Raw genomic sequence first — 24,025 nt, forward strand, 5'->3', positions numbered from 1 at the left:
CCTATGGACGGTTCCCAGGAGGACGAAGCCCGGGACGCACGGTCGGAACTGCTCGGCCTCTGCCGGTTCACGGCGCTGGGCCTCGCACGGGGCGTCCCGCGGGAGAAGGCACCGGCCGACTTCCACAACGGGCTGGAGGACCTCGGGCGGCGCGGTGTCGTCTCCCTCGACGACATGGCCCGGGCGCGCGCCAGGATGGCGCCGGATGCGAGGGAGCACCCCACGCAGTGGGCCAAGGGCTTCGCGGAGGGATACCGCTCGGCGCGGGCCGCGGCGGTCCCGCAGGTCCTGGACGCACGCGAGGCCGCCGTTCCCGCGGCTGCCCGCCGGGCCCTCGCCGTGTACCCCGACGCGGCCGCACTCATCCGCTTCCCCGGCCGGGCCGGCACCGTGGCCGACGTGGCCGGTCCGTTCACGGGGGACCCGAGCCGGCGGCCGTCGCGCGGATCGTAGGGTGCTCGGCATGAGCATCATCGGGGTCGGTATCGACGTCGCGGAGATCGACCGGTTCGAGACGTCGCTGAAGCGGACGCCGGGACTGGCCGACCGGCTGTTCCTGAAGAGCGAGTTGCTGCTGCCCAGCGGGGAGCGGCGGGGTGTCGCCTCACTGGCCGCCAGGTTCGCCGCCAAGGAGGCGGTGGCCAAGGCGCTCGGCGCCCCGGCCGGGCTGCACTGGACCGACGCCGAGGTGTACGTCGAGGACAGCGGGCAGCCCCGGCTCCGGGTGACCGGAACCGTGGCCGCCCGCGCGGCCGAGCTGGGCGTGCGGTCCTGGCACGTGTCGCTCAGTCATGACGCCGGGGTGGCTTCGGCCGTCGTCGTCGCCGAGGGGTGAGGAAGCGGGGGAGACGGCCTTCCGCGACGGCCCTCAGCAGATCGACTGCACGCTGTTGACCAGCGTGTTGTTGCGGAACGTGGTGTTCGTTCCGCACGGACTCTCGCGGATCGCGGAGTTGGTCACCGTCAGGTTCTGGATCGTGATGTCGGAGTTGTTCGGGAACTCCGAGCGGGCCGCGAGGCGGATCTCGCCGCCGCCCGTGACCGTGCCGCTCCGGGCGGCGATGTTCACGTTGGAGCAGTTCTCGACCAGGATCGCGTTGTTGCCGGTGTGGGACAGGGTCACCCGGTCGATGGTCGCGCCGCCGCTCTCCGAGACGCAGAACACGCCGCGCCCGCCGCCGCGCGCCACGACCTCGCCGACGCGGATGTTGGTCGGGTAGGAGTTGCCCACCCGGCCGTTGCGGTTGGCCATGCGGAAGGCGGCGTACCCGGTTCCGGTGCCCGCGTTCTCCGCGTCCACCTTGGTGACGGTGGCGTTGATCGTCTGGTTGAGCAGCAGTCCGGACTCGCCCACGTCGCGGGCGGTCACCGTGCCGACGGTGAGGCCGTCGACGCCGTAGGTCTCGACGGCGTGGCTGGACGCGCCCGAGACGTAGACGTCGTCGATGCGGACGTTGCGCGTCCACTGGCTGGTGTCGCCGCGGTTGTCGATGCGGACGCCGAGGCCGGCGGACAGGCGCATGTCGATCCGGCCGAGGACGACGTTCTGCACGTTGCGCAGGAAGACGCCGTACAGCGGGCTGCCCGTGACGTTGAGGTGCTGGACCTCGACGTCCCGGGTGCCGCGGGAGTAGACCGGCGCCTGGTCGCCCGTGCCGCTGCCGGTGACGTTGATCGTGCCGCAGACGTCGAGCACCGTGTAGCTCGGCAGCGAGATGCGCGAGCCCGCCGACATGGAGCCCGAGCCGCGGACCACGACCCGCTCCTTGGCCGTGCGTCCGGCGGTCAGGCTGTTCACCGCCGCCTGGACGGCGGCCCGCAGGTCGGTGCCGGTGTAGACGGTGCTGCCGCCGCGCCGGGCCGTCCAGGTGCTCCCGTTGAGCACGGCCTCGGCCTGGTACGCGCCGTCGCCGCAGGCGGCGGCGCGGGCGGGGGCCGCAGCGGCGGGCGCGGGCGCGGTCAGGGAGCCCGCGAGGGTGAGGAGGGCGACCGCGCCGACGGCGGCCAGGCCGGCGCGCTTGCGCGCCGACGCGTGGACGGACGTGCGTGAGGAGAGGAGTGCGGCTCTGCGTCCCATGGGAGTGGGTCTCCGCTCGTGAGTGTCGAACCGATTCGAGTGAATCGATTCATCCTGTGGGGAGCCGTGAGTTTGGCAAGAGCGCGGCAGAGCGTCAATGGGCGCGGCGGAACACGTGCGGCGCGACGGCCGCACCGTCGTGCCCGGCGTGCGGGAGACTCGACCGCATGCGTACTGCGTACAGCGTGGAGACGGTCAGGACGGCTGAGCGGGAGCTGATGGCGCGGCTCCCCGAGGGAGCGTTGATGCAGCGGGCGGCGGCCGGGCTCGCCGCCGCCTGCGCGGATCTGCTGGGGCGGGTGTACGGCAGCCGCGTCGTGCTGCTGGTCGGCAGCGGCGACAACGGGGGCGACGCCCTGTACGCCGGCGCCCGGCTCGCCCGGCGCGGCGCGGGCGTCACGGCGGTGCTGCTCGCGCCGGAGCGGGCGCACGCCGGAGGGCTCGCGGCGCTGCGCCGGGCGGGCGGGACCGTCGCGGCCCCGGGCGCGGGCGAGGAGCTGATCGAGCGGGCCGACCTCGTCCTCGACGGCATCGTCGGGATCGGCGGCAAGGGCGGGCTGCGGCCGGACGCGGCGCCGCTGGCCGCCGCGGCCGGGCGGGCGCGGGCCGCGGTCGTCGCCGTCGACCTGCCGAGCGGGGTGGACGCCGACACCGGCGAGGTGCACGGGGCCGCGGTCCGGGCCGACCTGACGGTGACCTTCGGGGCGCACAAGCCGGGGCTGCTGATCGACCCGGCGCGGGAGCACGCCGGGTCGGTGCGGCTGGTCGGCATCGGGCTGGAACTGCCGGCCGAGCCCGAACTGGAGGCGCTGCAGCACGCGGACGTGGCGCGGCTGCTGCCCGCGCCGGCCGCCGAGAGCGACAAGTACCGGCGCGGGGTCGTCGGCGTCGCCGCCGGGTCCGCGCGGTATCCGGGGGCGGCGGTGCTGGCGGTGTCGGGGGCGCTGCGGGGCGGGGCCGGGGCCGTGCGCTACGTCGGGCCCGCCAGGGACGCGGTGATCGCCCGCTTCCCCGAGGTGCTCGTGTCGGACCGGGGGCCGCGGCGGGCGGGACGCGTGCAGGCCTGGGTCGTCGGGCCCGGGGCCGGTGACGACGGCCGCGCCGTGGCCGAGGTGCTGACGGCCGACGTGCCCGTGCTGATCGACGCGGACGGGCTGCGGCTGGCCGACCGCGGGCTCGTACGGGCCCGCACCGCGCCGACGCTGCTGACCCCGCACGCCGGGGAGGCCGCCGCGCTGCTCGGGGTGGACCGGGAGGAGGTCGAGGGGGCGCGGCTGGCCTCGGCGCGGGAGCTGGCGGCGCGGTACGGGGCGACGGTGCTGCTGAAGGGGTCGACGACGCTGGTCGCCGACGCGGCCGGCGGCGCCGTACGGGTGAACCCCACCGGGACGCCCTGGCTGGCGACGGCCGGGAGCGGGGACGTGCTGTCGGGGCTCGCCGGATCGCTGCTGGCGGCGGGGCTGCCGGCGCGGGACGCCGGGAGCGTGGCGGCGTACCTGCACGGGCTGGCCGGGAGGTTCGCGGCGGACGGGGCGCCGGTGAGCGCGCACGACGTGGCGGAGGCGATCCCCGGGGCCTGGCGGGACGTGGTGCGGGGGTGAGTCCGGCCGCGGCCTGGGCGGACCCGCTGCCTCCGGTCCTGTTCGTCCGCTCTGAGACACTGGGCGGCGATGAGTGAGACAGCAGCCCTGCGGACCGCGCCCCTGCGGGCCCGCGCCGAGATCGACCTGGCCGCCGTGCGGGCCAACGCGCGCACCCTGCGCGCCCTCGCGCCGGAAGCGGCCCTGATGGCGGTCGTGAAGGCCGACGGGTACGGACACGGAGCACTGCCGTGCGCCCGCGCGGCGGTCGAGGCGGGGGCGACCTGGCTGGGCACCGCCACGCCCGAGGAGGCGCTCGCGCTGCGCGCCGACGGCGGGCTGCCGGCGGACGTACGGATCATGTGCTGGCTGTGGACGCCCGGCGGGCCCTGGCGGGAGGCCGTCGAGGCCGACCTCGACGTGTCCGTCAGCGGGATGTGGGCCCTCAGGGAGGTCACGGCGGCGGCGCGGCTCGCGGGCCGCCCCGCGCGCGTGCAGCTCAAGGCCGACACCGGGCTCGGGCGCGGCGGCTGCCAGCCCGGCGCGGACTGGGCCGAACTGGTCGGCGAGGCCCTGCGCGCCGAGCGCGCGGGACAGGTGCGGGTGACCGGCCTGTGGTCCCACTTCGCCCGCGCCGACGAGCCCGGCCACCCCTCCATCGCCGCCCAGCTCACCCGCTTCCGGGAGATGGTGGCGTACGCCGAGCAGCGGGGCGTGCGCCCCGAGGTGCGGCACATCGCCAACTCGCCGGCCACCCTCACGCTCCCCGAGTCCCACTTCGACCTGGTACGGCCGGGGATCGCCCTCTACGGCATCTCGCCCAGCCCCGAGGTCGGCACCCCGGCCGACCTCGGCCTGCGCCCGGCCATGACGCTGTCGGCCTCCCTGGCCCTGGTCAAGCACGTTCCGGGCGGGCACGGCGTCAGCTACGGCCACCACTACGTCACCCCCGGCGACACCACCCTCGGCCTGGTGCCGCTGGGCTACGCCGACGGCATCCCGCGGCACGCCTCCTCGGCCGGCCCCGTCCTGGTCGACGGCAAGTGGCGCACGGTCGCCGGGCGGGTCGCCATGGACCAGTTCGTCGTCGACCTCGGCGGGGACGAGCCCGAGCCGGGGGCGCAGGCCGTCCTCTTCGGGCCCGGCGACCGCGGCGAGCCCACCGCGGAGGACTGGGCGCAGGCCGCGGGCACCATCGCGTACGAGATCGTCACCCGGATCGGAACACGCGTTCCCCGCGTCTACGTGAACGAGCGGCAAGCGGGGTAACCGAACAGCAGCCCGCACCGGCACGGGAACACCGCCGGCGCGGGCGGCGCGGGCACGGACGGGCACCGGCCCGGCCCGCAGCAGCCCGGAAAGGCCCGGGAAGAGCCCCGGTGGAGCCGGGAAAGGGGAGCGGTACGTGAGCGAGAGCAGTGCGGGGGCCGTCGCGGACGTCGCCGCGGCGGCCGTCGCCTCCGCCACGGGGGCGGCCGCCGGCGGCTGGCGCAGGACGACCGGCCTCGCCGGCGCCGCGATAGGCGTGATCGCGGCGGGCGCGGCCGTCGGCGTCGCCGTCGAGCGGCTCACCGTCGGCCGCGGCATACGCGCCAAGGCCCGGCTGGTCCTCGACGCGGCGGGACCCTACGGCGCCCTGCGCGGCACCCCCGGCAGGGCGTACGCCGACGACGGCACCGAGCTGTACTACGAGGTCGACGACGTCGACCCGGACACCGCGTCCGCGACCGGCCCGCGCCGCCGGCGGCTCTTCGGGAGCAGGGCCCCCGCCCCCGTGACCGTCGTCTTCAGCCACGGCTACTGCCTGAACCAGGACTCCTGGCACTTCCAGCGCGCCGCGCTGCGGGGCGTGGTGCGGGCCGTGTACTGGGACCAGCGCAGCCACGGCCGGTCGGGGCGGGGCGTCGCCCAGGTGCGGGACGGCGAACCGGTCAGCATCGAGGAGCTGGGCCGCGACCTGAAGGCGGTGATCGACGCGGCCGCGCCCGAGGGGCCGATCGTGCTGGCCGGGCACTCCATGGGCGGCATGACCGTGATGGCCCTCGCCGACCAGTTCCCCGAGCTGGTCCGCGAGCGGGTGGTCGGCGTCGTCCTCGTCGGCACGTCGTCCGGGCGGCTCGGCGAGGTCAACTTCGGACTGCCCGTGGCCGGCGTCAACGTGGTGCGACGCGTGCTGCCCGGGGTGCTGAGGGCGCTGGGGCAGCGGGCCGAGCTGGTGGAGAAGGGGCGGCGGGCGACCGCGGACCTGTTCGCCGGGATCATCAAGCGGTACTCGTTCGCGTCGCGGGACGTCGACCCGGCGATCGAGCGGTTCGCCGAACGGATGATCGAGAGCACGCCGATCGACGTGGTCGCCGAGTACTACCCGGCGTTCGACGACCACGACAAGACCGAGGCGCTCGCGCACTTCGCGGACAAGCCGGTCCTCGTGCTGGCCGGGATCCAGGACATGGTCACGCCCAGCGACCACAGCGAGGCGATCGCCGACCTGCTGCCGAACGCGGAGCTGGTGCTGGTGCCGGACGCCGGGCACCTGGTGCTGCTGGAGCACCCGGAAGTGGTCACCGACCGCCTCGCCGACCTGCTCACGCGCGCCGGCGCGGTCCCGGCAGGGGCTACCGTGGGTGGCTATGAGAGCACCAGCAGCACCGCACGACCCGGCTGACACCGAGCTGATCGTCACCTCCCCCGAGCAGATGCGGGAACTGGGCCGCGAACTGGCCAAGCTGCTGCGCGCGGGCGACCTGGTGATGCTCACCGGGGAGCTCGGAGCGGGCAAGACGACGCTGACCCGCGGGCTCGGCGAGGGGCTCGGCGTGCGCGGCGCGGTCACCTCCCCGACCTTCGTGATCGCCCGGGTCCACCCCTCCCTCGGCGACGGCCCGCCGCTCGTCCACGTGGACGCCTACCGGCTGTCCGGCGGCCTGGAGGAGATGGAGGACCTCGACCTCGACGTCTCCCTGCCGGAGTCCGTGGTCGTCGTGGAGTGGGGCGAGGGCAAGGTCGAGGAGCTGACCGACGACCGGCTCCAGGTCATGATCCACCGGGCCGTGGGCGACACCGCCGACGAGGTGCGGCACGTGACGCTGACCGGGCTGGGGGAGCGCTGGGCGGCGGTGGACCTGAGCGTGCTCGCCGGCTGAGCGCTCGGGGCGGCCCGCGGCGCCGGACCCGGCGCCGCGGGCCCGTCCCGGAACGTTCCGACAAGCCGTCGGCAAGATGTTGCGCTCGGCGTCCCGGACGTGGTCACATGGTATCCAGCCCGTGGTTAGGTCTACCTAACCACGCCCGCCCCCGGCCTCAGGAGGCGTCCATGCCGGCCACGGAACGAGACGAGGCGCCGCAGCGCGCGGTGCCCGGGGTGCCCATGCGGGACCTGCTGGCGGCGTGCGCCGCCGCGACCGTGATCTCCACCCCGCCCCGCGCCCCGGAGCCCGAGGAGGCGGAACCGCCCGCCGAGCACCGCCGGCGGGAAGCCGCCTGACCCGCCACGGGCCCGCGGGCAGGGTCCCGGCTACCGGACGACGACGACCTTCTGCCCGATCGTCGCGAACGACCACATCGCCGCGCCGTCCGCGCGCGACTGCCGGATGCCGCCCGTCCGCGCGCCCGGGCCGAGCCGCGGCGCCGAGCCGTCCACGGCCGCGCTGAAACCGATGGCCACGCCGTCCACGCTGGTGAAGCGGACGACGTGCTCGACGGGGACGCCGTCGGACCCGGTGACCCGCTTCGAGCGGGACGTCACCTCGTAGGTGCCCGGCTCCGGGTCGACCGCGCCCGGGGTGACCGGGAACGCGCGCCGGACCCGGCCGTCCGCGCCGACCAGCCACACCCGGTCGTCGTCCACCGAGTACACCACCCGTTCACCCGTTCCGGACCCCGCGGGCGGCGCGGCGGGGTCCGTCCGGTCCCGGGGCGCCTTCGAGGCGGCCGCGGCCGGCGCGCCGCTCGCCCGCGGCTCGCCCGGTCCCGCGGGGACGCCCGCGGACGCCTGGTAGGCGAGGACGCCCACCGTCACCAGGGCCGCCGCGGTGAGTCCGGCGACGGTCGAGGAGCTGCTGCTGGCCACGGGCGCCCACCTCGGTCGCGTCGTACGTCGTGCGTGTCGTTCTCGGGGCGACGGTAGCAGCCGGTGACCGTCCTGCCGGGGTGTCGACCGCCCGGGACGCGGGAGCCGTAGGCTGTTTGCGTGCTCTTGCTCGCTCTGGATACCGCCACCCCCGCCGTCACCGTCGCGCTGCACGACGGCGGGAACGTCATCGCCTCGTCGAGCCAGGTGGACGCGCGCCGCCACGGGGAGCTGCTGCTCCCGGCGATCGACCGGGTGCTCGCCGAGGCCGGCGTCCGGCTGGACGCCGTCACCGGCATCGTCGCCGGCATCGGGCCGGGCCCGTACACCGGGCTGCGCGTCGGCCTGATGACCGCGGACGCCCTCGGCCTCGCGCTCGGCGTGCCCGTGCACGGCGTGTGCACGCTGGACGGCCTGGCGTACGCCGCCGACCTGACGGGACCCTTCGTGGTGGCGACCGACGCCCGCCGCAAGGAGGTCTACTGGGCGCGGTACGCCGACTCCCGCACCCGCCTCACCGACCCGGCCGTGGACCGGCCCGCCGACATCGCCGACCAGGTGAAGGGCCTGCCCGCGGTCGGCGCGGGCGCGCTGCTGTACCCGGACACCTTCCCCAGCGCGCACGAGCCCGAGCACGTGTCGGCCGCCGCCCTGGCCCGGCTGGCCGCCGAGAGGCTCGCCCGGGGCGAGGAACTGCCCGCGCCCCGGCCGCTGTACCTGCGCCGTCCCGACGCCCAGGTCCCCAAGAACTACAAGGTGGTTACCCCCAGGTGACCGGGCCCGTGACCCCCGTGCTGCGCGAGATGCGCTGGTGGGACATCGATCCCGTGCTGGAACTGGAGCGGGACCTGTTCCCCGAGGACGCCTGGTCGCGCGGGATGTTCTGGTCCGAGCTGGCCCACGCGCGCGGACCGGGGGCCAACCGGCGGTACGTGGTCGCCCAGGTCCCCGGGGAAGGCGCCGGGCGGATCGTCGGGTACGCCGGACTCGTCGCCTCCGGCGAGCAGGCCGACGTCCAGACCATCGCCGTCGCCCGCGACCACTGGGGGACCGGCCTCGGCGGGCGGCTGCTGACCGAACTGCTGGCGGCGGCGACCGCGTTCGAGTGCGCCGAAGTGCTGCTGGAGTGCCGCGTGGACAACGTCCGCGCGCAGCGGCTGTACGAGCGCTTCGGCTTCGAACCCGTCGGCGTCCGGCGCGGCTACTACCAGCCGGGCAACGTGGACGCCCTGGTCATGCGCCTGACCCCGGCAGCCGGCGGCGGCTTCGCCACGGGTGCACAGTGTCCGACCGCGGCCGAGCCGCGGTCCGTACGAGGAACAGAGATCCATGACTGACGAACCCCTGGTGCTGGGGATCGAGACCTCCTGCGACGAGACCGGTGTCGGTGTCGTCCGCGGCACCACCCTGCTGGCCGACGCCGTCGCGTCCAGCGTGGACGAGCACGCCCGCTTCGGCGGGGTCGTGCCGGAGGTGGCCAGCCGGGCGCACCTGGAGGCGATGGTGCCCACCATCGACCGCGCGCTGAAGGAGGCGGGCGTCTCCGCCAAGGACCTGGACGGCATCGCGGTGACCGCCGGCCCGGGCCTCGCGGGCGCCCTCCTGGTCGGCGTGTCGGCGGCGAAGGCGTACGCCTACGCCCTGGGCAAGCCGCTGTACGGCGTCAACCACCTCGCCTCCCACATCTGCGTCGACCAGCTGGAGCACGGCGCGCTGCCGGAGCCCACGATGGCGCTGCTGGTGTCCGGCGGGCACTCCTCGCTGCTGCTGTCGGCGGACATCACCTCCGACGTCCGCCCGCTGGGCGCCACCATCGACGACGCGGCCGGCGAGGCCTTCGACAAGATCGCCCGCGTGCTGGACCTCGGCTTCCCCGGCGGCCCGGTCATCGACCGGTACGCGCGCGAGGGCGACCCGGACGCGATCGCCTTCCCGCGCGGCCTGACCGGCCCGCGCGACCCGGCGTACGACTTCTCCTTCTCCGGGCTGAAGACGGCCGTGGCCCGCTGGATCGAGGCCAGGCGGGCGGCGGGGGAGGAGGTGCCGGTGCGGGACGTGGCGGCCTCCTTCCAGGAGGCGGTGGTCGACGTGCTGACCCGCAAGGCCGTGCGCGCCTGCAAGGACGAGGGCGTCGACCACCTGATGATCGGCGGCGGCGTCGCCGCCAACTCCCGCCTGCGGGCCCTGGCGCAGGAGCGCTGCGAGGCGGCCGGGATCCGGCTGCGGGTGCCGCGGCCGAAGCTGTGCACGGACAACGGGGCGATGGTGGCCGCGCTCGGCGCGGAGATGGTCGCCCGCAACCGGCCCCCGTCCGGCTGGGACCTGTCCGCGGACTCCTCGCTGCCGGTGACGGACCCGCACGTGCCCGGTCACGACCACGTGCACCGGACCGGTGAGGAGAACCTGTACTCGTGACGGTCGCGCTGATGTGGGAGGCGCGGGCGGTGCCCGGCCGGGGAGAGGAACTGCTGGCCTGGGCCCGGGCGCAGCAGCTCGCCGGGGAGCCCCTGCGCCGGGAGACCCTGCGCGCCCCCGGGGACCGGGTCCTGGTCATCACCTGGTGGGACGCGCCGTACGACGCCGAGCTGCCCGAACTGCCGGAGCCCGACGGGGAACTGGTCACCCGGGCGGTGCACCGGTGGCGGTTCGAGTCGGTGGCCGCGGACTGACCGGGGCGGCGCGGGCCGGGAGCCCGTGACCGGGCCCGCCGCCGGCAGGGCGACGGCGGCGGGCGCCGGGGAGGCGGCCCGCCGCCCGCGGTGCGGCGGCCCGCCCACCGCGCCCGCCGCGCTCCCGGCGCGGCGGGTCACACCGGCCGCGCCACCTCCGTCTCGCACCGCAGCCGCCGGTCCGGGCCGAGCACCCGCAGCGGGCCGGTGAGCGTCAGCCGCGCCGTGTGGCGCACGTCCGCGCTGGACGCCGCCAGCCGCAGTTCCAGGTCACCGGGCTCCACCACCCGCCGCCCCGAACGGTCGGTGAACGCCGACAGATCCGCGTGGAACCGGAACGTCACCCGCGCCGCCTCGCCCGGCGCCAGCTCCACGCGCCGGTAGCCGACCAGGCGGACGTCGGGCCGGGTCACCGACGCCACCGGGTCGTGCAGGTACAGCTGCACCACCTCCGCGCCCGCGCGGTCGCCGGTGTTGCGGACGGTGAGCGAGAGGTCGTACGAGCCGTCCGTGCCGATCCCCGGTTCCGTGCCGGCGACGTCCTCCCAGGCGAACGTCGTGTACGAGCGGCCGTGGCCGAAGGCGTACAGCGGGGTCGGGTCGAGGTTGCTGACCTCGCCCGCGAGGCCGAGCGGCGGCTGGAGGTAGGTCCAGGGCTGCCCGCCGGGCACCCGCGGGACGCTCACCGGCAGGCGCCCGGAGGGGTTGACGCGGCCCGACAGCACGCCCGCCACCGCGGGGCCGCCCTCCTCCCCCGGGAAGAACGCCTGGACCACGGCGGCCAGCCGGCCCTGCCAGCGGCCGAGCGCGTACGGCCGCCCCGTCAGCAGCACCAGCACCACCGGCACGCCCGTCGCCACCAGCGCGTCCAGCAGCGCCCCCTGCGCGCCGGGCAGCCTGAGGTCGGAGGCGTCGCAGCCCTCGCCCGAGGTGCCCCGGCCGAACAGGCCCGCCCGGTCGCCCAGCACGGCCACGCACACGTCCGCCTCGGCCGCGCGTGCCACCGCCTCCTCGAATCCGGCGGTGTCCGGGTCGGACACCCCGCAGCCTTCGGCGAACGTCACCTTGGCGTCCGGCAGTTCGTCCCGCAGCGCCTGGAGCACCGTCGGGATCTCGATGCCCGTCGGCACCTCGGGATGGTGGGGGAGCACATGGGAGGGGAAGGAGTAGCAGCCGAGCATCGCCAGCGCGTCGGCCGCGCGGGGGCCCACCACCGCGATCCGGGTGTCGGGGGCCAGCGGCAGCAGGCCGTCCGGGTTGTCCAGCAGCACCACCGACTCCTCCGCCAGGCGGCGGGCCAGGGCGCGGTTGGCGGCCGAGTCCAGCTCCACGGGGCCGGCCGGCTCCGGGGTCCAGTCCTCGTCCAGCAGGCCCAGTTCGCACTTCTGCAGCAGCACGCGGCGGGCCGCGCGGTCGATCAGGTCCTGGGGGACCTCGCCCGCCCGCACCGCCTCCAGCAGCGGTTTCCCGTAGCACTTCAGGGTCGGCAGCTCCACGTCGATGCCGGCCGCGAGCGCCGCGTGCGCCGCCTCGGCGGGGCTGCCCGCCACCCGGTGCAGGGTTTCGAGGAAGCCGATGCCGAAGTAGTCCGCGACCACCGTCCCCGTGAACCCCCACTCCTCGCGCAGGATCCCGGTCAGCAGCCCGGGGTCCGCCGAGGCGGGCACGCCGTCGGTCTCGGTGTACGCCGCCATCACCGACCGCGCCCCGCCCTCGCGCAGCGCCATCTCGAACGGCGGCAGGGTGACGTCCGCGAACTCGCGCACCCCGGCCCGCACCGGCGCCAGGTTGCGGGCGCCGGCCGAGGCGGCGTACCCGGCGAAGTGCTTGAGCGTGGCGACGATCCCCGCCGACTCCAGCCCCCGCACGTACGCGGCGCCGATCGTGCCGACCAGGTACGGGTCCTCGCCGATGGTCTCCTCCACCCGGCCCCAGCGCGGATCCCGTACGACGTCCAGGACGGGCGCGAGGCCCTGGTGGACGCCGACCGAGCGCAGGTCGCGGCCGATGCGCCGGGCCATGTCCGCCACCAGCTCCGGGTCGAAGCTCGCCCCCCAGGCCAGCGGCACCGGGTAGGCGGTGGCCCGCCAGGCGGTGAAGCCGGCCAGGCACTCCTCGTGCGCGACGGCCGGAATGCCGAACCGGCCCGCCTCGGTGATGCGGCGCTGGGCGCGGGCCAGTGCCTGCGCGCCCAGCGCCGGGTCCACGGGGGCGGTGCCGAAGGGGCGGGTGAGCTGGCCCAGGCCGTGGGTGATCAGCTCGTCCCAGTCGTAGTCGATGGTCATGTCGTGCTGGTGCGGGGCGACTCCGTCGCCGTCCGTGGCGGCGCCCACCCACACGCCGTACAGCTGGGCGGTCTTCTCCTCCAGGGTCATCCGGGAGAGGAGGTCGTCGACGCGGGCGGCGGCGGGCAAGGCGGGGTCACGCCAGGGCGCGGTGGTCATGAAACTCCTGTCGGGGGGACGGACGGCCCTCTCACGAATGTTTCGGTCCATAATTCGAATGTTCCGGGAACCTATGGCGCTCCGAGGACTTCGTCAAGAGGTCCCGCAGGGATACGATCGCCGCCATGACATCCCCGCAGCCCGCTGAAACCCGGACGCACGGGCGATCGGCGCAGACCGCGACCCTCGCCGAGATCGCCCGTGAGGCCGGCGTGTCGGCGCCGACTGTTTCGAAGGTCCTCAACGGCCGGGCCGACGTGGCCCCGGCCACCCGGACCCGCGTGGAGGAACTGCTGCGCGCCCACGGCTACCGGCGCCGCCGGGCCGAGGCGACCCGCTCGCCCCTGATCGACCTGGTCTTCCACGAACTGGAGAGCGCCTGGGCGATGGAGGTCATCCGGGGCGTGGAGAACGTCGCCAGGGACGCGGGCCTGAGCGTGGTGCTCTCGGAGAGCGCGGGCCGGCTCACCCCCGGGCGGACCTGGGCCGACCAGGTGGCCGCCCGTCGCCCGCACGGCGTGGTCCTGGTGCTGTCCGGGCTCGACGAGTCCCAGCGGGCGCTGCTGACCAGCCGCTCCATCCCGTTCGTGGTGATGGACCCGGCCGGCGACCCGGGCACCGACGTGCCGTCCATCGGCGCCACCAACTGGCAGGGCGGGCTCGCCGCGACCCGGCACCTGGTCGAGCTGGGGCACACCCGCATCGGCGCCATCAGCGGACCCTCGCGGATGATGTGCAGCCGCGCCCGGATCGACGGCTACCGGGCCGCCCTGGAGACGGCCGGGCTGCCGGTCGACCCCGGGCTGATCCGCACCGGCGACTTCCACCACGAGGCCGGCTACCGGCAGGGCCTGGCGCTGCTGCGCCGCCCGGACCGGCCCACCGCCGTCTTCGCCGGCAACGACCTGCAGGCGCTCGGCCTGTACGAGGCCGCGCGGGAGCTGGGCCTGCGCATCCCGGAGGACCTGAGCGTGGTCGGCTTCGACGACCTGCCGGTGGCGCGCTGGGTGGGGCCGCCGCTGACGACCGTGCGGCAGCCGCTGACGGAGATGGCGGAGGCAGCGGCCAGGCTGGTCCTCGACCTCGGCCGCGCCGACGGCTCCGCGGCGGCCACCCGGGTGGAACTCGCCACCAGCCTGGTGGTGCGCAGCAGTACGGCCGTGGCCGGAAGGTGAGGTGTCGACGGGTGGGGCCGACGGCCCCCATCCGGTCGAAGTCTGTCGGTTGTGCAATCGAAACTTTCGAAAATCATCGTCGTGAGAACCCCGGATCCGCCGGGACGAGGTGGACGCGCCGTTCGAGGAGGACGGCGCCCGCCGGCTGACCCTCGGGCCCGGCGGCCTCGGCGCCGACGCGTCGCCGGGCGCCGGTACCGGTACCGGTCCCGGTCCTGGTCCTGGTCCCGGGGAAGTCTGAGAATTTCTGAAGAAACGCTGCCCCACATCCCCGCTCGTAATAATTCGGACTTACGTTCCTCGTTGTGACGGGACACGACGGCGACGGGGACGGGGGCGGACTGATGGGCCTGCGGTCGATGGTGCTGAGGGCCGCCGGCCTCACTCTGGCGGGCGCGCTGCTGCTGGGACTCGGAGCGGCGGCCTGGGCGTACTGGCGGCTGGACGGCAACATCCGCGGCGTCGACATCAACAGCGCGCTCGGCGACGACCGCCCGGCGGCCTCGACCCCGTCCGCCTCGGCCTTCGCCGCCGCGCCGTCCACCGGCGCCCTGAACATCCTGGTCCTCGGCTCGGACTCGCGCAGCGGCGCGCAGAACCGGGAGCTGGGCGGCGGCGACAGCTCCGGCGCCCGCTCCGACACGGCGATGGTGGTGCACCTCGACGCGGGCCGCACCAGCGCCACGGTGGTCAGCATCCCGCGCGACACGCTGGTCACCCGGCCGTCCTGCCCGCTGCCGTCGGGCGGTTCGACCCCGGCGGCGTACCAGGTGATGTTCAACACCGCGTACGCGGTGGGCGGGCCGGTGTGCGCGGTGAAGACGGTGGAGTCGCTCACGGGCCTGCGCATGGACCACTACATCGAGATCGACTTCTCCGGCTTCGCGAAGCTGGTGGACGCGCTCGGCGGGGTCACCGTCACCACCGAGGAGGACATCGACGACGACAAGAGCCACCTGCGGCTCCGGGCGGGCACCCACCACCTGAACGGCACCCAGGCCCTGGGCCTGGCCCGCACCCGGTACGGCACGGCGAACGGCAGCGACCTGGACCGCATAGAGCTCCAGCAGAAGCTGGTCAGGGCGCTGCTGACCCGGGTCTCCGCGACCGACCTGCTCACCGACCCCGCGAAGCTGTACGAGGTCGCGGACGCGATCACCGGCAGCCTCACCACCGACACCGGCCTGGACTCCCTGAACGAGCTGACGCGCCTGGGCCGCAGCCTCGACGGCCTCACGGCGGACCGGGTGCGGACGGTGACGATGCCGGTGGTGCCGGCCCTCTCGGACGCCAACCGGGTGGTGGCCGAGGAGCCCGAGGCGCGAAAGCTCTGGGACTCGCTGCGGTGAGCCGCTCGGGCCGGCGAGTGCCGGGCGAGGCGCGCGGCGAACGGCTCGCCGCCCCCGGACGCCGGCGACCCGGGCGCCGTGCGCCTGCTCGCGGCCTTCGGCGGCGGGGGCCTCACGGCTGGACCGGATGCCCGACGAGCACCGTCGGCGCGCCCGCGACCCGGGTCAGGAACACCGTCGCCGCGTTCGGCCCCTGCGGCCGCACCTTCCGCCGCAGCTCCTCCGGTTCGACGGCCGACCCCCGCTTCTTCACGGTCAGCGTGCCGACCTCCCGCTGCCGCAGCAGGGCCTTCAGCCTCTTGACGTTGAAGGGGAGGTGGTCGGTGATCTCGTACGCGGTGGCGTACGGCGTCGGCCGCAGGTCGTCCGCCGTGACGTACGCGATGGTCGCGTCGAGCAGCCCGCCGCCGACCAGGTCGGCGACCTCCGCGACCAGGTGGGCGCGGACGACGGCGCCGTCGGGCTCGTACAGGTACCGCCCCACCGGGCGCACCGGCGGATCCGGCAGCCGGCGGGAGAGCAGGGTGCGCGGCCCCGGCAGCAGGGTCGCCCGGACCGCGCCCGGCTCGGTGCCGAACCACAGCACCGCCTCCTTCACGTCCCCGCCGTCGGAGACCCACTCGGCCTCGGCGTCGGCGGGCACCGCCTCGTGCGGGATGCCGGGCGCGACCTTCAGCGCGGCGGCACGGGAGGCCGTACGGGCCGCCGCGACGGCCCAGGACAGCGGCGGCGAGTAGGCCTGCGGGTCGAAGACGCGGCCGCGTCCGCCGCGCCGGGCGGGGTCGGCGAACACGGCGTCCCAGCCGGTGGTGTCCACGTCCGTGACGTCCGCCTCCCGCACCTCGATCAGGTCCGCGAGCCCCAGCGCGTCGGCGTTGGCCCGCGCCGCCGCCACCGCCGCCGGGTCCCGGTCCACGGCGAGCACCCGGATCCCGGCCCGGGCCAGCGCGATCGCGTCGCCGCCGATGCCGCAGCACAGGTCGGCCACGGACGCCACGCCCAGCTCCCTCATCCGCTCCGCCCGGTACGCCGCGACCGCCGCGCGCGTCGACTGCTCGACCCCGTTCGGCGTGAAGTACATCCGCCGCGCGTCCTCGGCGCCGAACTTCGCCGCCGCCCGCTGCCGCAGCCGCGCCTGGCCGAGCGCCGCCGACACCAGCCCGGCGGGGTGCGCCCGCCGCAGCCGGGTGGCCACGGCCAGCTCCTCGGCGGGGTCGGTGTCGCGCACCTCGTCGAGGAGGGCGCGGCCTTCGGGGGTCAGCAGGAGAGCGAGGTCGTTCACCGGGTCATTGTGGGCCAGTCGGTGGACGGCGCGCCCGCGGCGGCGGTGTCGGCCCGGGATCGGGACGCCGGGCTGCGAGGATCCGGCACCATGCGAGCAGCCGTACAAAATGACGAACGCCGGGTGCGGGGGGCGGTTTCCCCGAGACTGCGGATCCGTGGCGGCCTCGCCGTGCTCGCCGTCGCCGCCCTCGCCCCGGGATGCGCGCCGAACGACGACCGGGCGCGGCCCGTCGCCGGCCAGCAGGCGCCCCAGACGTCCCCGGCCCGGGCGCTGTCCGCCTACGCCGCCAGGCTGCGCGCGGCCCACGCCGCCCGGGTCGCCGCGGCGAAACGCTGGGGCCTGCGCAGGGTCCCCCTGACGGCTCCGCCCCCGCCCGCCGAGAAGCCGAGGATCAGGACCCGCGAGGGCTTCGAGGTCGACGAACACCGGGAACGGGACCTCCCCCCGGTCTTCACCACCGTCCCCACCCGGCACAAGGTCGTCTTCCTCACCATCGACGACGGCGCCGAGAAGGACCCGGCGTTCCTGCGGATGATGAGCGAGCTGAGGATCCCGTACTCCGCCTTCCTCAGCGACTACCTGGTCCGGAAGGACTACGGCTACTTCGAGCGGATGCAGCGGCTGGGCGTCGCCCTCAACAACCACACCCTGCGCCACCCCTACCTGCCCGCGCTGTCGTACGCCCGCCAGAAGCGGGAGATCTGCGGCATGCAGGACGTGATCGAACGGCGCTACGGCAAGCGGCCGGTCCTCTTCCGCCCGCCCTACGGCAACTACGACCAGGACACGCTGCGCGCCGCCAAGGCCTGCGGCATCCGGTACGCCCCGCTGTGGAACGAGGAGGTCTTCGCCGACCGCTGGGAGTACCGCGAGTGGGACCGCGAACTGCGCCCCGGCGACATCGTCCTCAGCCACTTCCGGGGCCGGGGCGACTGGGAGGGCACGATGCGGGACATGGCCCGCCGGTTCCTGGACAAGGTGACGGCCGAGGGGTACGCGGTGGCGCGGCTGGAGGACTACCTGTGAGGCCGCGGCGGGCGGCAGCCGGCCTCCTCACGGCCGCCGCCCTCACGGCCGCCCTGACCGCCTGCGGCACGCAGCCGCCGGCCGAGGCCCGGCCGGGCGGCGACGCGCCGCAGGGCCACCGGCCGGGCGGCGCCCGGGAGCCGGCCGCCCGCGGCACGGGCCTGCCCCCGGTCGTCGACCGCGTCCCGACCCGCGACCGGGTCGTCTTCCTCACCTACGACGACGGCGCCGAGCGCGACCCCCGGTTCGTCGACCTGGTCCGCGCCCGGCGCCTGCCGGTCACCATGTTCCTCACCGACAGCGTCGCGGGACCGGCGTACGGCCACTTCGCGCGCCTGCGCGCGGTCGGCGCGAGCCTGCAGAACCACACCCTCGACCACCCCTTCCTGCGGGGCCTGCCCTACGCCGGCCAGCGCGCCGAGATCTGCGGCCAGCAGGACAAGCTCAAGTCCCGCTTCGGCGTCCGCCCCCACCTCTTCCGGCCGCCGTACGGCGCGTACGACACGGCGACGCTCCGCGCCGCCGCCGACTGCGGGATCACCGCGGTCGTCCTGTGGCGGGCGTCGGTGACGGGCAGCGGCGAACTGGCCTACGCCCGGGGCGCCCCCCGCCTCCGGCCGGGCGACATCGTCGCCGTGGACCCCGACGAACCCGCGGGCCTGTCCCTCCTGGACCGCACGAGACGCCTGCTGGGGGAGATCGAGGAACAGGGGCTGCGCGTGGGACGCCTGGAGGACCACGTCCGGGTCCCCGGCCGGGGATCACGCGCGGACGCCCGGCCCTCCGGCGCCGGCCCGTCCGGCGCCCGGGAACGGGGCCGTGCGGGTCTGAGCGGGGGGCCGGGGGCGGCTCCCGGGGGGCGGTCCCTCCGGCACCGGCCGGCTGCGCGGACGCGCGCCCGCGGGGATTTCCGCCGCCACGCCACGGGCAATTGGCACTCCGCTTGACCGAGTGCTAATCGCGGTCATAGTCTCGGCTCTGGCACTCCCCCCTGGAGAGTGCCAACAACGCGACGGGCAGGTCCGGCACCCGCGACGACGGATCGACCTGGTCGCCACCTCAGACAGTTAACCCCGTGAGATCTCCGAAGGGGGAGGTCGGATCGTGACGACCGCCAGCTCCAAGGTTGCCATCAAGCCGCTCGAGGACCGCATCGTGGTCCAGCCGCTGGACGCCGAGCAGACCACGGCCTCTGGCCTGGTCATTCCGGACACTGCCAAGGAGAAGCCCCAGGAGGGCGTCGTCCTGGCCGTGGGCCCGGGCCGCTTCGAGGAGGGCAACCGCCTTCCGCTCGACGTCAAGGTCGGCGACGTCGTGCTCTACAGCAAGTACGGCGGCACCGAGGTGAAGTACAACAACGAGGAGTACCTCGTCCTCTCGGCCCGCGACGTCCTCGCGATCGTCGAGAAGTAAGTCGACGCCACCTCGACTCCTTGCTCTCCAGCTGCGCCCCTGGCCCCCGCGACCGATAAGAAGCCGGGCGCCCGGGGCGCAGTTGATTTCCCCTAGATCCCGAGAGGGCTCACGCTCCCATGGCGAAGATCCTGAAGTTCGACGAGGACGCCCGTCGCGCCCTTGAGCGCGGCGTCAACAAGCTCGCCGACACGGTCAAGGTGACGATCGGCCCCAAGGGCCGCAACGTCGTCATCGACAAGAAGTTCGGCGCGCCCACCATCACCAACGACGGTGTCACGATCGCCCGCGAGGTGGAGATCGAGGACCCGTACGAGAACCTCGGCGCCCAGCTGGTCAAGGAGGTGGCGACCAAGACCAACGACATCGCGGGTGACGGTACGACCACCGCGACCGTCCTGGCCCAGGCCCTGGTCCGCGAGGGTCTGAAGAACGTCGCCGCCGGCGCCTCCCCGGCGCTGCTGAAGAAGGGCATCGACGCGGCGGTCAAGGCCGTCTCCGACGACCTGCTCGCCACCGCCCGCCCGATCGACGAGAAGTCCGACATCGCCGCCGTCGCCGCGCTGTCCGCCCAGGACCAGCAGGTCGGCGAGCTCATCGCCGAGGCGATGGACAAGGTCGGCAAGGACGGTGTCATCACCGTCGAGGAGTCCAACACCTTCGGCCTGGAGCTGGACTTCACCGAGGGCATGGCCTTCGACAAGGGCTACCTGTCGCCGTACTTCGTGACGGACCAGGAGCGCATGGAGGCCGTCCTGGAGGACCCGTACATCCTCATCCACCAGGGCAAGATCTCCGCCATCGCGGACCTGCTGCCGCTGCTGGAGAAGGTCATCCAGGCCAACTCCTCCAAGCCGCTGCTGATCATCGCCGAGGACGTCGAGGGCGAGGCCCTGTCCACCCTCGTCGTGAACAAGATCCGCGGCACCTTCAACGCCGTCGCCGTCAAGGCCCCCGGCTTCGGCGACCGCCGCAAGGCGATGCTGCAGGACATGGCCGTCCTCACCGGCGCCACCGTCATCTCCGAGGAGGTCGGCCTCAAGCTCGACCAGGTCGGCCTGGACGTGCTCGGCACCGCCCGCCGCGTCACCGTCACCAAGGACGACACCACGATCGTCGACGGCGCCGGCAAGTCCGAGGACGTGCAGGGCCGCGTCGCGCAGATCAAGGCCGAGATCGAGACCACGGACTCCGACTGGGACCGCGAGAAGCTCCAGGAGCGCCTCGCGAAGCTGGCCGGCGGCGTGTGCGTGATCAAGGTCGGCGCCGCCACCGAGGTGGAGCTGAAGGAGCGCAAGCACCGTCTGGAGGACGCCATCTCCGCGACCCGCGCCGCGGTCGAGGAGGGCATCGTCTCCGGTGGCGGCTCCGCCCTGGTGCACGCCTCCAAGGTCCTGGAGGGCAACCTCGACAAGACCGGCGACGAGGCCACCGGTGTCGCGGTCGTCCGCAACGCCGTCGTCGAGCCGCTGCGCTGGATCGCGGAGAACGCGGGCCTGGAGGGCTACGTCATCGTCTCCAAGGTCAAGGAGCTGGAGAAGGGCAGCGGCTACAACGCCGCCACCGGCGAGTACGGCGACCTGGTCAAGGCCGGCGTCATCGACCCGGTCAAGGTCACCCGCTCCGCCCTGGAGAACGCCGCCTCCATCGCCTCCCTCCTGCTGACGACCGAGACCCTGGTCGTCGAGAAGAAGGAAGAGGAAGAGCCGGCCGCCGCGGGCCACGGCCACGGCCACGCCCACTGAGCGAACCGCTCGCGAAAGGCCCCGGTCCCGGGAGGGACCGGGGCCTTTCGCCGTCAGGGGCCGGGTCGCGTCGGCCACCACCGGACACCAGCAGCTGCACGAGCTCGGCAAGCAGCGTCCGAACCCTTTTCGGATCCGCCAGAGGACGACGAGAGCGGCCTGAGCGAGCCGCCGCGCAAAAACTTCCACGAACTTCAGGTCCCCGACGGCCTGCGTGCCCACCTCGTGCAGCGTCCCGGGCCGGAGCCGCGCCCGTGGGCGACCGTGTTCGTAATCGGCCCACGACGCTGGGTCAAACCGGCACCGCGCGGGGCGGCGCCGGTGGCTCCGTCCGCTGTCTTGAGCCGCGCCGTCCGGCCGATCGTGGCTCCGAGTCCCTGCCCCGCCGGTGAGCTCAGCAGAGCATCATTACGCCCAGGCGACCCTTCGCCACCATGAGAATGGCGTCTCTCTCTCCCCCCCCCCCGCGACGGGCGTTCCTGTCGAGCGCCGGCCGTCACTTCGGCAGCTGTGGAACGCGAGGCACCAGGTGTGGCGAACGGGTACGGCACGAACATCAAGGGCTTGGCCTCGGCGGCTCCCATGAACTGCCCTGAGGTCGCACGTAAGTGCGTGAGCATGGGCGGGAAGACGTGCGCCGCCAGCGTGCTGTATCGCCGCCGGTTCACTTCTCGACTGCCGTCGGCGTCTGAGTACGGATACTCAGCGCCCATGACGGCCGGAACGGATGAGGCGCGTGGGGGAGGAGTTGTAACGTGCCCTTCGATCAACGCAGCGTAGTGATCGCATGTGCGCAACGCGTCGGCGACGCGCGGCAGGGCACGGGGAGGGGGACCACGCGTGGCGTGGGAGGAGTGGGAGCGGCTCAAAGCCGCAGCGGTCGCACAGCACTCCGCGCGGATGCAGCTCAACCAGCTGCCCGCCGACCAGGGAGGCACCGGTCCGGGCGGTGGTGGCACTTCCGGCAGGCTCCGGTCCGACAAAGCGGTGTGGTCCGCGGCCGCCGAAGGCGTGGGCGACCTGCGGAACAACATCGGCAAGGCGCTGACGAAGCTGGGGGACGGCCAGACCGGACTCGGCAAGGTTTCCGGCTGTCTGACCGCGGTGGCCCAGAAGAGCGTGTGCGACTCCTGGGAGCGCCGGGTGAAGAACATCGGCGAGCTGTGCGACGGGCTCGCCGACGTGCTGGAGAAGGCGGGAAACGACCAGTTGAGGACCGACGAGGCCATCAAAGCTGAGATCGCCAGGCTGCGGGTCCGCTCCGAGGATGCGTCCACCGCCGGTGGTCCGGGCAAGGGCCGGTGATCCGCGAGCGTGGACCTCAAGACACTCAAGGCCATCGATTCATCCGAGTACGCGGACGCGGCGGACGGATACCGCGCGGTCAGTGATATGGCCGACGCGGCCAGGGAGCGCATCGACCAGCAGATCACCAAGGCCATGCAGAAGGCCAACGAGGGCGAGGGGGCGGACGCGGCGCTGAAGCAGCTGGCCAGGCTGTCGGAGAACTTCCACTACACACAGGTGGAATGCGGCCTGGTCAGCGGAGCGCTCAACGGCTTCTCGTCCGAGATCGCCGCCCCCAGGCGCCGCCTGCTGGAGGCGCTGGAGGACGCGAAGGCGCTGTCGTACAGCGTGGACGCGGACGGCGGCGTCACCTATCCCGCCGGCGGCGAGAGCGGGCTGACCGGTGACGAGGTCCCGGGCGGAACGCTCAAGGGCAACACCGGCCTGTACACCCCCGGCCCCGGCCCGGACATTTCCGGCCTGCGCAGCCCCAACCCCCACCGGGCGAAGGCCCAGGACATCGCCGACCGCATCGCTCACGCCGTGCGGGAGGCCACGGAGATCGACGAGCGGTACAGCGAGGCGCTGGGGAAGCTGAAGGCGGCGCCGGGACTGACGGTCAACGCCAGGACGTGGGCGAATGTGGCGTCCGACATCGGTGCCGTCGGCTCCGCCGCGAACGAGTACCTTCGGGACACCATTCCGCTGGACAAGTCGCCCGCCGACCGCAAGGAGTGGTGGGACAGTCTCAGCGACGAGGAGCGCGACGAATACAAGAGGGCGTTTCCGGAAATCATCGGGAACCTGGACGGTATTCCATCCGTGGTACGGGACGAGGTCAATCGTGAGAACCTGGAAATTTTGATCGGTAAGCTTTCAGGTGAAGAAAGCGAAAAATCCAAGGATCAGCTGGGTGCCCTGAAAAGCATTCAGCAGCAGTTGCAGGAAAACTCTTCGAACCTGCTGGTGGATCCGAAGGAGCCGCCTATGTATCTATTGGGGATCGGTGATCAAGGGCTTGGCCGGGCCATTGTCGCATTCGGAAACCCCGATATTTCGAAAAATGTGGCGGCGTATGTTCCCGGTCTTGGTACCGCCTTGGACACGGGATTTGCCGAGAATGATGTGAAACGCGCCTATGACACCGCAGTCGGCGCCCGGGAAAAGAATCCGTCCAGCGCATCCATCGTGTGGCTGGGCTACGACGCGCCCCAACTTTCCGCTCCCCGGAATTTTTCCACATTGGTGTCCGACACGGATGTCATGTTCGCTCATGACGCGGAGAGGGGCGCGTCGGCTTACAACTCGTTCATGGGTGGACTCGCTGCGACGAACGAACACGAGGACCTGCACCTTGTCGCGATCGGACATTCATACGGTTCCCGCCTTGTGGGAGCTGCAACACAGGAACCGGGGGGAATCCCTGGAGCTGATGACGTCATCCTTCTCGGGAGCCCAGGCGTGGGCGTCGACAAGGCGGAGGCCCTCGGGGTCGGCAGGGACCATGTGTTCGTGGGGGCTGCCGAAAACGATCCCGTCAGTCACCTGCCATCGAAGAAGGAGGCTGTGGCCGGCAGCGTGGGGTTCGGTGGCGGTCCAGCTTTTGCGTATCTCTTCGGAGAGGTTGCGGATCAAGGTGATGACGACATCTGGTTCGGCAAGGACCCGGCCAGCGAGGCGTTCGGTGCCAGGCGCTTCAAGGTGTTGGACGGGCCGATGCCGGTGATCGATGGACAAGGTCTGACCCCGGCGCACTCCAATTACTTCAATCCAGCCAAGGAAGGGGACCCTGTGTCTGCTGCCAACATCGCGGCCATCATCGCAGGCCGACAGGACCTCGTGACTTGGGACGAACATCGATGAAAATCCGTGCTGTCACCCTCGTGGTGTCAACTCTTTTCCTTTC

Annotated in this window: 22 protein-coding genes and 1 pseudogene; 19 read left to right on the top strand and 4 right to left on the bottom strand. The window is 73.7% G+C overall.

The window, feature by feature from the left end; translation table 11 throughout:
* Positions 1-3: 3 nt before the first annotated feature.
* A complete protein-coding gene (locus ACIBAI_RS04315; protein ID WP_399030882.1) occupies positions 4-453 on the top strand; it encodes a hypothetical protein in 450 nt (149 codons plus the stop codon).
* A 10-nt stretch (positions 454-463) separates the two neighbouring features.
* The gene (locus ACIBAI_RS04320) at positions 464-835 is read left to right on the top strand and encodes a holo-ACP synthase (RefSeq protein WP_399030883.1); all 372 of its coding nucleotides are present in this window, start codon (positions 464-466) and stop codon (positions 833-835) included.
* Positions 836-868: 33 nt separating this feature from the next.
* On the opposite strand, the gene ACIBAI_RS04325 is transcribed toward ACIBAI_RS04320, so the two are convergent.
* Positions 869-2,077: a hypothetical protein gene (locus ACIBAI_RS04325; protein ID WP_399030884.1), complete on the bottom strand. Its 1,209-nt coding sequence runs from the start codon at positions 2,075-2,077 to the stop codon at positions 869-871.
* 167 nt (positions 2,078-2,244) lie between these two features.
* Here ACIBAI_RS04325 and ACIBAI_RS04330 point away from each other — a divergent pair, with 167 nt between their 5' ends.
* The 5 genes from ACIBAI_RS04330 to ACIBAI_RS04350 all read left to right on the top strand — a co-directional run bounded on the left by ACIBAI_RS04330 (position 2,245) and on the right by ACIBAI_RS04350 (position 7,141).
* Positions 2,245-3,678 carry an NAD(P)H-hydrate dehydratase gene (locus ACIBAI_RS04330; protein WP_399030885.1) on the top strand — a complete coding sequence of 478 codons (1,434 nt, stop codon included), beginning with the start codon at positions 2,245-2,247 and terminating at the stop codon, positions 3,676-3,678.
* Between the two features lie 69 nt (positions 3,679-3,747).
* Entirely contained in the window at positions 3,748-4,926 is a 1,179-nt protein-coding gene (alr, locus tag ACIBAI_RS04335) for an alanine racemase (RefSeq protein WP_399030886.1), read from the top strand.
* 136 nt (positions 4,927-5,062) lie between these two features.
* Positions 5,063-6,322 (top strand): alpha/beta fold hydrolase, encoded by a 1,260-nt coding sequence (locus ACIBAI_RS04340; RefSeq protein WP_399030887.1) that lies wholly within the window; start codon positions 5,063-5,065, stop codon positions 6,320-6,322.
* Positions 6,288-6,800, top strand: a complete 513-nt coding sequence (gene tsaE, locus ACIBAI_RS04345; protein ID WP_344599509.1) for a tRNA (adenosine(37)-N6)-threonylcarbamoyltransferase complex ATPase subunit type 1 TsaE — start codon at positions 6,288-6,290, stop codon at positions 6,798-6,800. Before ACIBAI_RS04340 ends, tsaE begins: the two co-directional genes overlap by 35 nt.
* 170 nt (positions 6,801-6,970) lie before the next feature.
* The gene (locus ACIBAI_RS04350) at positions 6,971-7,141 is read left to right on the top strand and encodes a hypothetical protein (RefSeq protein WP_399030888.1); all 171 of its coding nucleotides are present in this window, start codon (positions 6,971-6,973) and stop codon (positions 7,139-7,141) included.
* Positions 7,142-7,171: 30 nt separating this feature from the next.
* On the opposite strand, the gene ACIBAI_RS04355 is transcribed toward ACIBAI_RS04350, so the two are convergent.
* Complete coding sequence (locus ACIBAI_RS04355) at positions 7,172-7,726, bottom strand: hypothetical protein (RefSeq protein WP_399030889.1); 555 nt, start codon at positions 7,724-7,726, stop codon at positions 7,172-7,174.
* 120 nt (positions 7,727-7,846) lie between these two features.
* Here ACIBAI_RS04355 and tsaB point away from each other — a divergent pair, with 120 nt between their 5' ends.
* The 4 genes from tsaB to ACIBAI_RS04375 are packed head-to-tail and all read left to right on the top strand — an operon-like array spanning position 7,847 to position 10,395.
* Positions 7,847-8,500 (top strand): tRNA (adenosine(37)-N6)-threonylcarbamoyltransferase complex dimerization subunit type 1 TsaB, encoded by a 654-nt coding sequence (tsaB, locus tag ACIBAI_RS04360; protein WP_399030890.1) that lies wholly within the window; start codon positions 7,847-7,849, stop codon positions 8,498-8,500.
* Positions 8,497-9,063 carry a ribosomal protein S18-alanine N-acetyltransferase gene (gene rimI / locus ACIBAI_RS04365; protein ID WP_399030891.1) on the top strand — a complete coding sequence of 189 codons (567 nt, stop codon included), beginning with the start codon at positions 8,497-8,499 and terminating at the stop codon, positions 9,061-9,063. The genes tsaB and rimI overlap by 4 nt, the downstream gene beginning before the upstream one ends.
* The gene (tsaD, locus tag ACIBAI_RS04370; protein ID WP_399030892.1) at positions 9,056-10,141 is read left to right on the top strand and encodes a tRNA (adenosine(37)-N6)-threonylcarbamoyltransferase complex transferase subunit TsaD; all 1,086 of its coding nucleotides are present in this window, start codon (positions 9,056-9,058) and stop codon (positions 10,139-10,141) included. Before rimI ends, tsaD begins: the two co-directional genes overlap by 8 nt.
* A complete protein-coding gene (locus tag ACIBAI_RS04375; protein ID WP_399030893.1) occupies positions 10,138-10,395 on the top strand; it encodes a hypothetical protein in 258 nt (85 codons plus the stop codon). The genes tsaD and ACIBAI_RS04375 overlap by 4 nt, the downstream gene beginning before the upstream one ends.
* A 137-nt stretch (positions 10,396-10,532) precedes the next feature.
* Here ACIBAI_RS04375 and ACIBAI_RS04380 read toward each other — a convergent pair whose 3' ends face one another.
* Complete coding sequence (locus ACIBAI_RS04380) at positions 10,533-12,839, bottom strand: glycoside hydrolase family 3 N-terminal domain-containing protein (RefSeq protein ID WP_399030894.1); 2,307 nt, start codon at positions 12,837-12,839, stop codon at positions 10,533-10,535.
* Positions 12,840-12,964: 125 nt separating this feature from the next.
* On the opposite strand from ACIBAI_RS04380, the gene ACIBAI_RS04385 reads away from it, so the two are divergent.
* Both ACIBAI_RS04385 and ACIBAI_RS04390 read left to right on the top strand, forming a co-directional pair.
* Positions 12,965-14,014: a LacI family DNA-binding transcriptional regulator gene (locus ACIBAI_RS04385; RefSeq protein ID WP_399030895.1), complete on the top strand. Its 1,050-nt coding sequence runs from the start codon at positions 12,965-12,967 to the stop codon at positions 14,012-14,014.
* Positions 14,015-14,358: 344 nt separating this feature from the next.
* Positions 14,359-15,363, top strand: a complete 1,005-nt coding sequence (locus tag ACIBAI_RS04390; protein WP_399031365.1) for an LCP family protein — start codon at positions 14,359-14,361, stop codon at positions 15,361-15,363.
* A 112-nt stretch (positions 15,364-15,475) separates the two neighbouring features.
* Here ACIBAI_RS04390 and ACIBAI_RS04395 read toward each other — a convergent pair whose 3' ends face one another.
* Entirely contained in the window at positions 15,476-16,645 is a 1,170-nt protein-coding gene (locus ACIBAI_RS04395; protein WP_399030896.1) for a methyltransferase domain-containing protein, read from the bottom strand.
* A gap of 90 nt (positions 16,646-16,735) precedes the next feature.
* Here ACIBAI_RS04395 and ACIBAI_RS04400 point away from each other — a divergent pair, with 90 nt between their 5' ends.
* The 6 genes and pseudogenes from ACIBAI_RS04400 (at position 16,736) to ACIBAI_RS04425 (ending at position 23,982) form a co-directional block, all read left to right on the top strand.
* Entirely contained in the window at positions 16,736-17,674 is a 939-nt protein-coding gene (locus ACIBAI_RS04400; RefSeq protein ID WP_399030897.1) for a polysaccharide deacetylase family protein, read from the top strand.
* Positions 17,671-18,417 (top strand): annotated as a pseudogene (locus ACIBAI_RS04405) (polysaccharide deacetylase family protein); the annotation flags it as partial. The gene ACIBAI_RS04400 and the pseudogene ACIBAI_RS04405, both read left to right, overlap by 4 nt.
* A 361-nt stretch (positions 18,418-18,778) precedes the next feature.
* Positions 18,779-19,087 (top strand): co-chaperone GroES, encoded by a 309-nt coding sequence (groES, locus tag ACIBAI_RS04410; protein ID WP_399030898.1) that lies wholly within the window; start codon positions 18,779-18,781, stop codon positions 19,085-19,087.
* Between the two features lie 119 nt (positions 19,088-19,206).
* On the top strand, positions 19,207-20,832 hold the full coding sequence (gene groL, locus ACIBAI_RS04415; RefSeq protein WP_344599498.1) for a chaperonin GroEL: 1,626 nt from the start codon (positions 19,207-19,209) through the stop codon (positions 20,830-20,832).
* Positions 20,833-21,672: 840 nt separating this feature from the next.
* Entirely contained in the window at positions 21,673-22,137 is a 465-nt protein-coding gene (locus ACIBAI_RS04420) for a hypothetical protein (RefSeq protein ID WP_399030899.1), read from the top strand.
* A gap of 9 nt (positions 22,138-22,146) precedes the next feature.
* A complete protein-coding gene (locus ACIBAI_RS04425) occupies positions 22,147-23,982 on the top strand; it encodes an alpha/beta hydrolase (protein WP_399030900.1) in 1,836 nt (611 codons plus the stop codon).
* Positions 23,983-24,025: the final 43 nt, after the last annotated feature.

The sequence above is a fragment of the Streptomyces sp. NPDC051041 genome (assembly GCF_044456065.1).
Classification (GTDB): Bacteria; Actinomycetota; Actinomycetes; order Streptomycetales; family Streptomycetaceae; genus Streptomyces; species Streptomyces glaucus.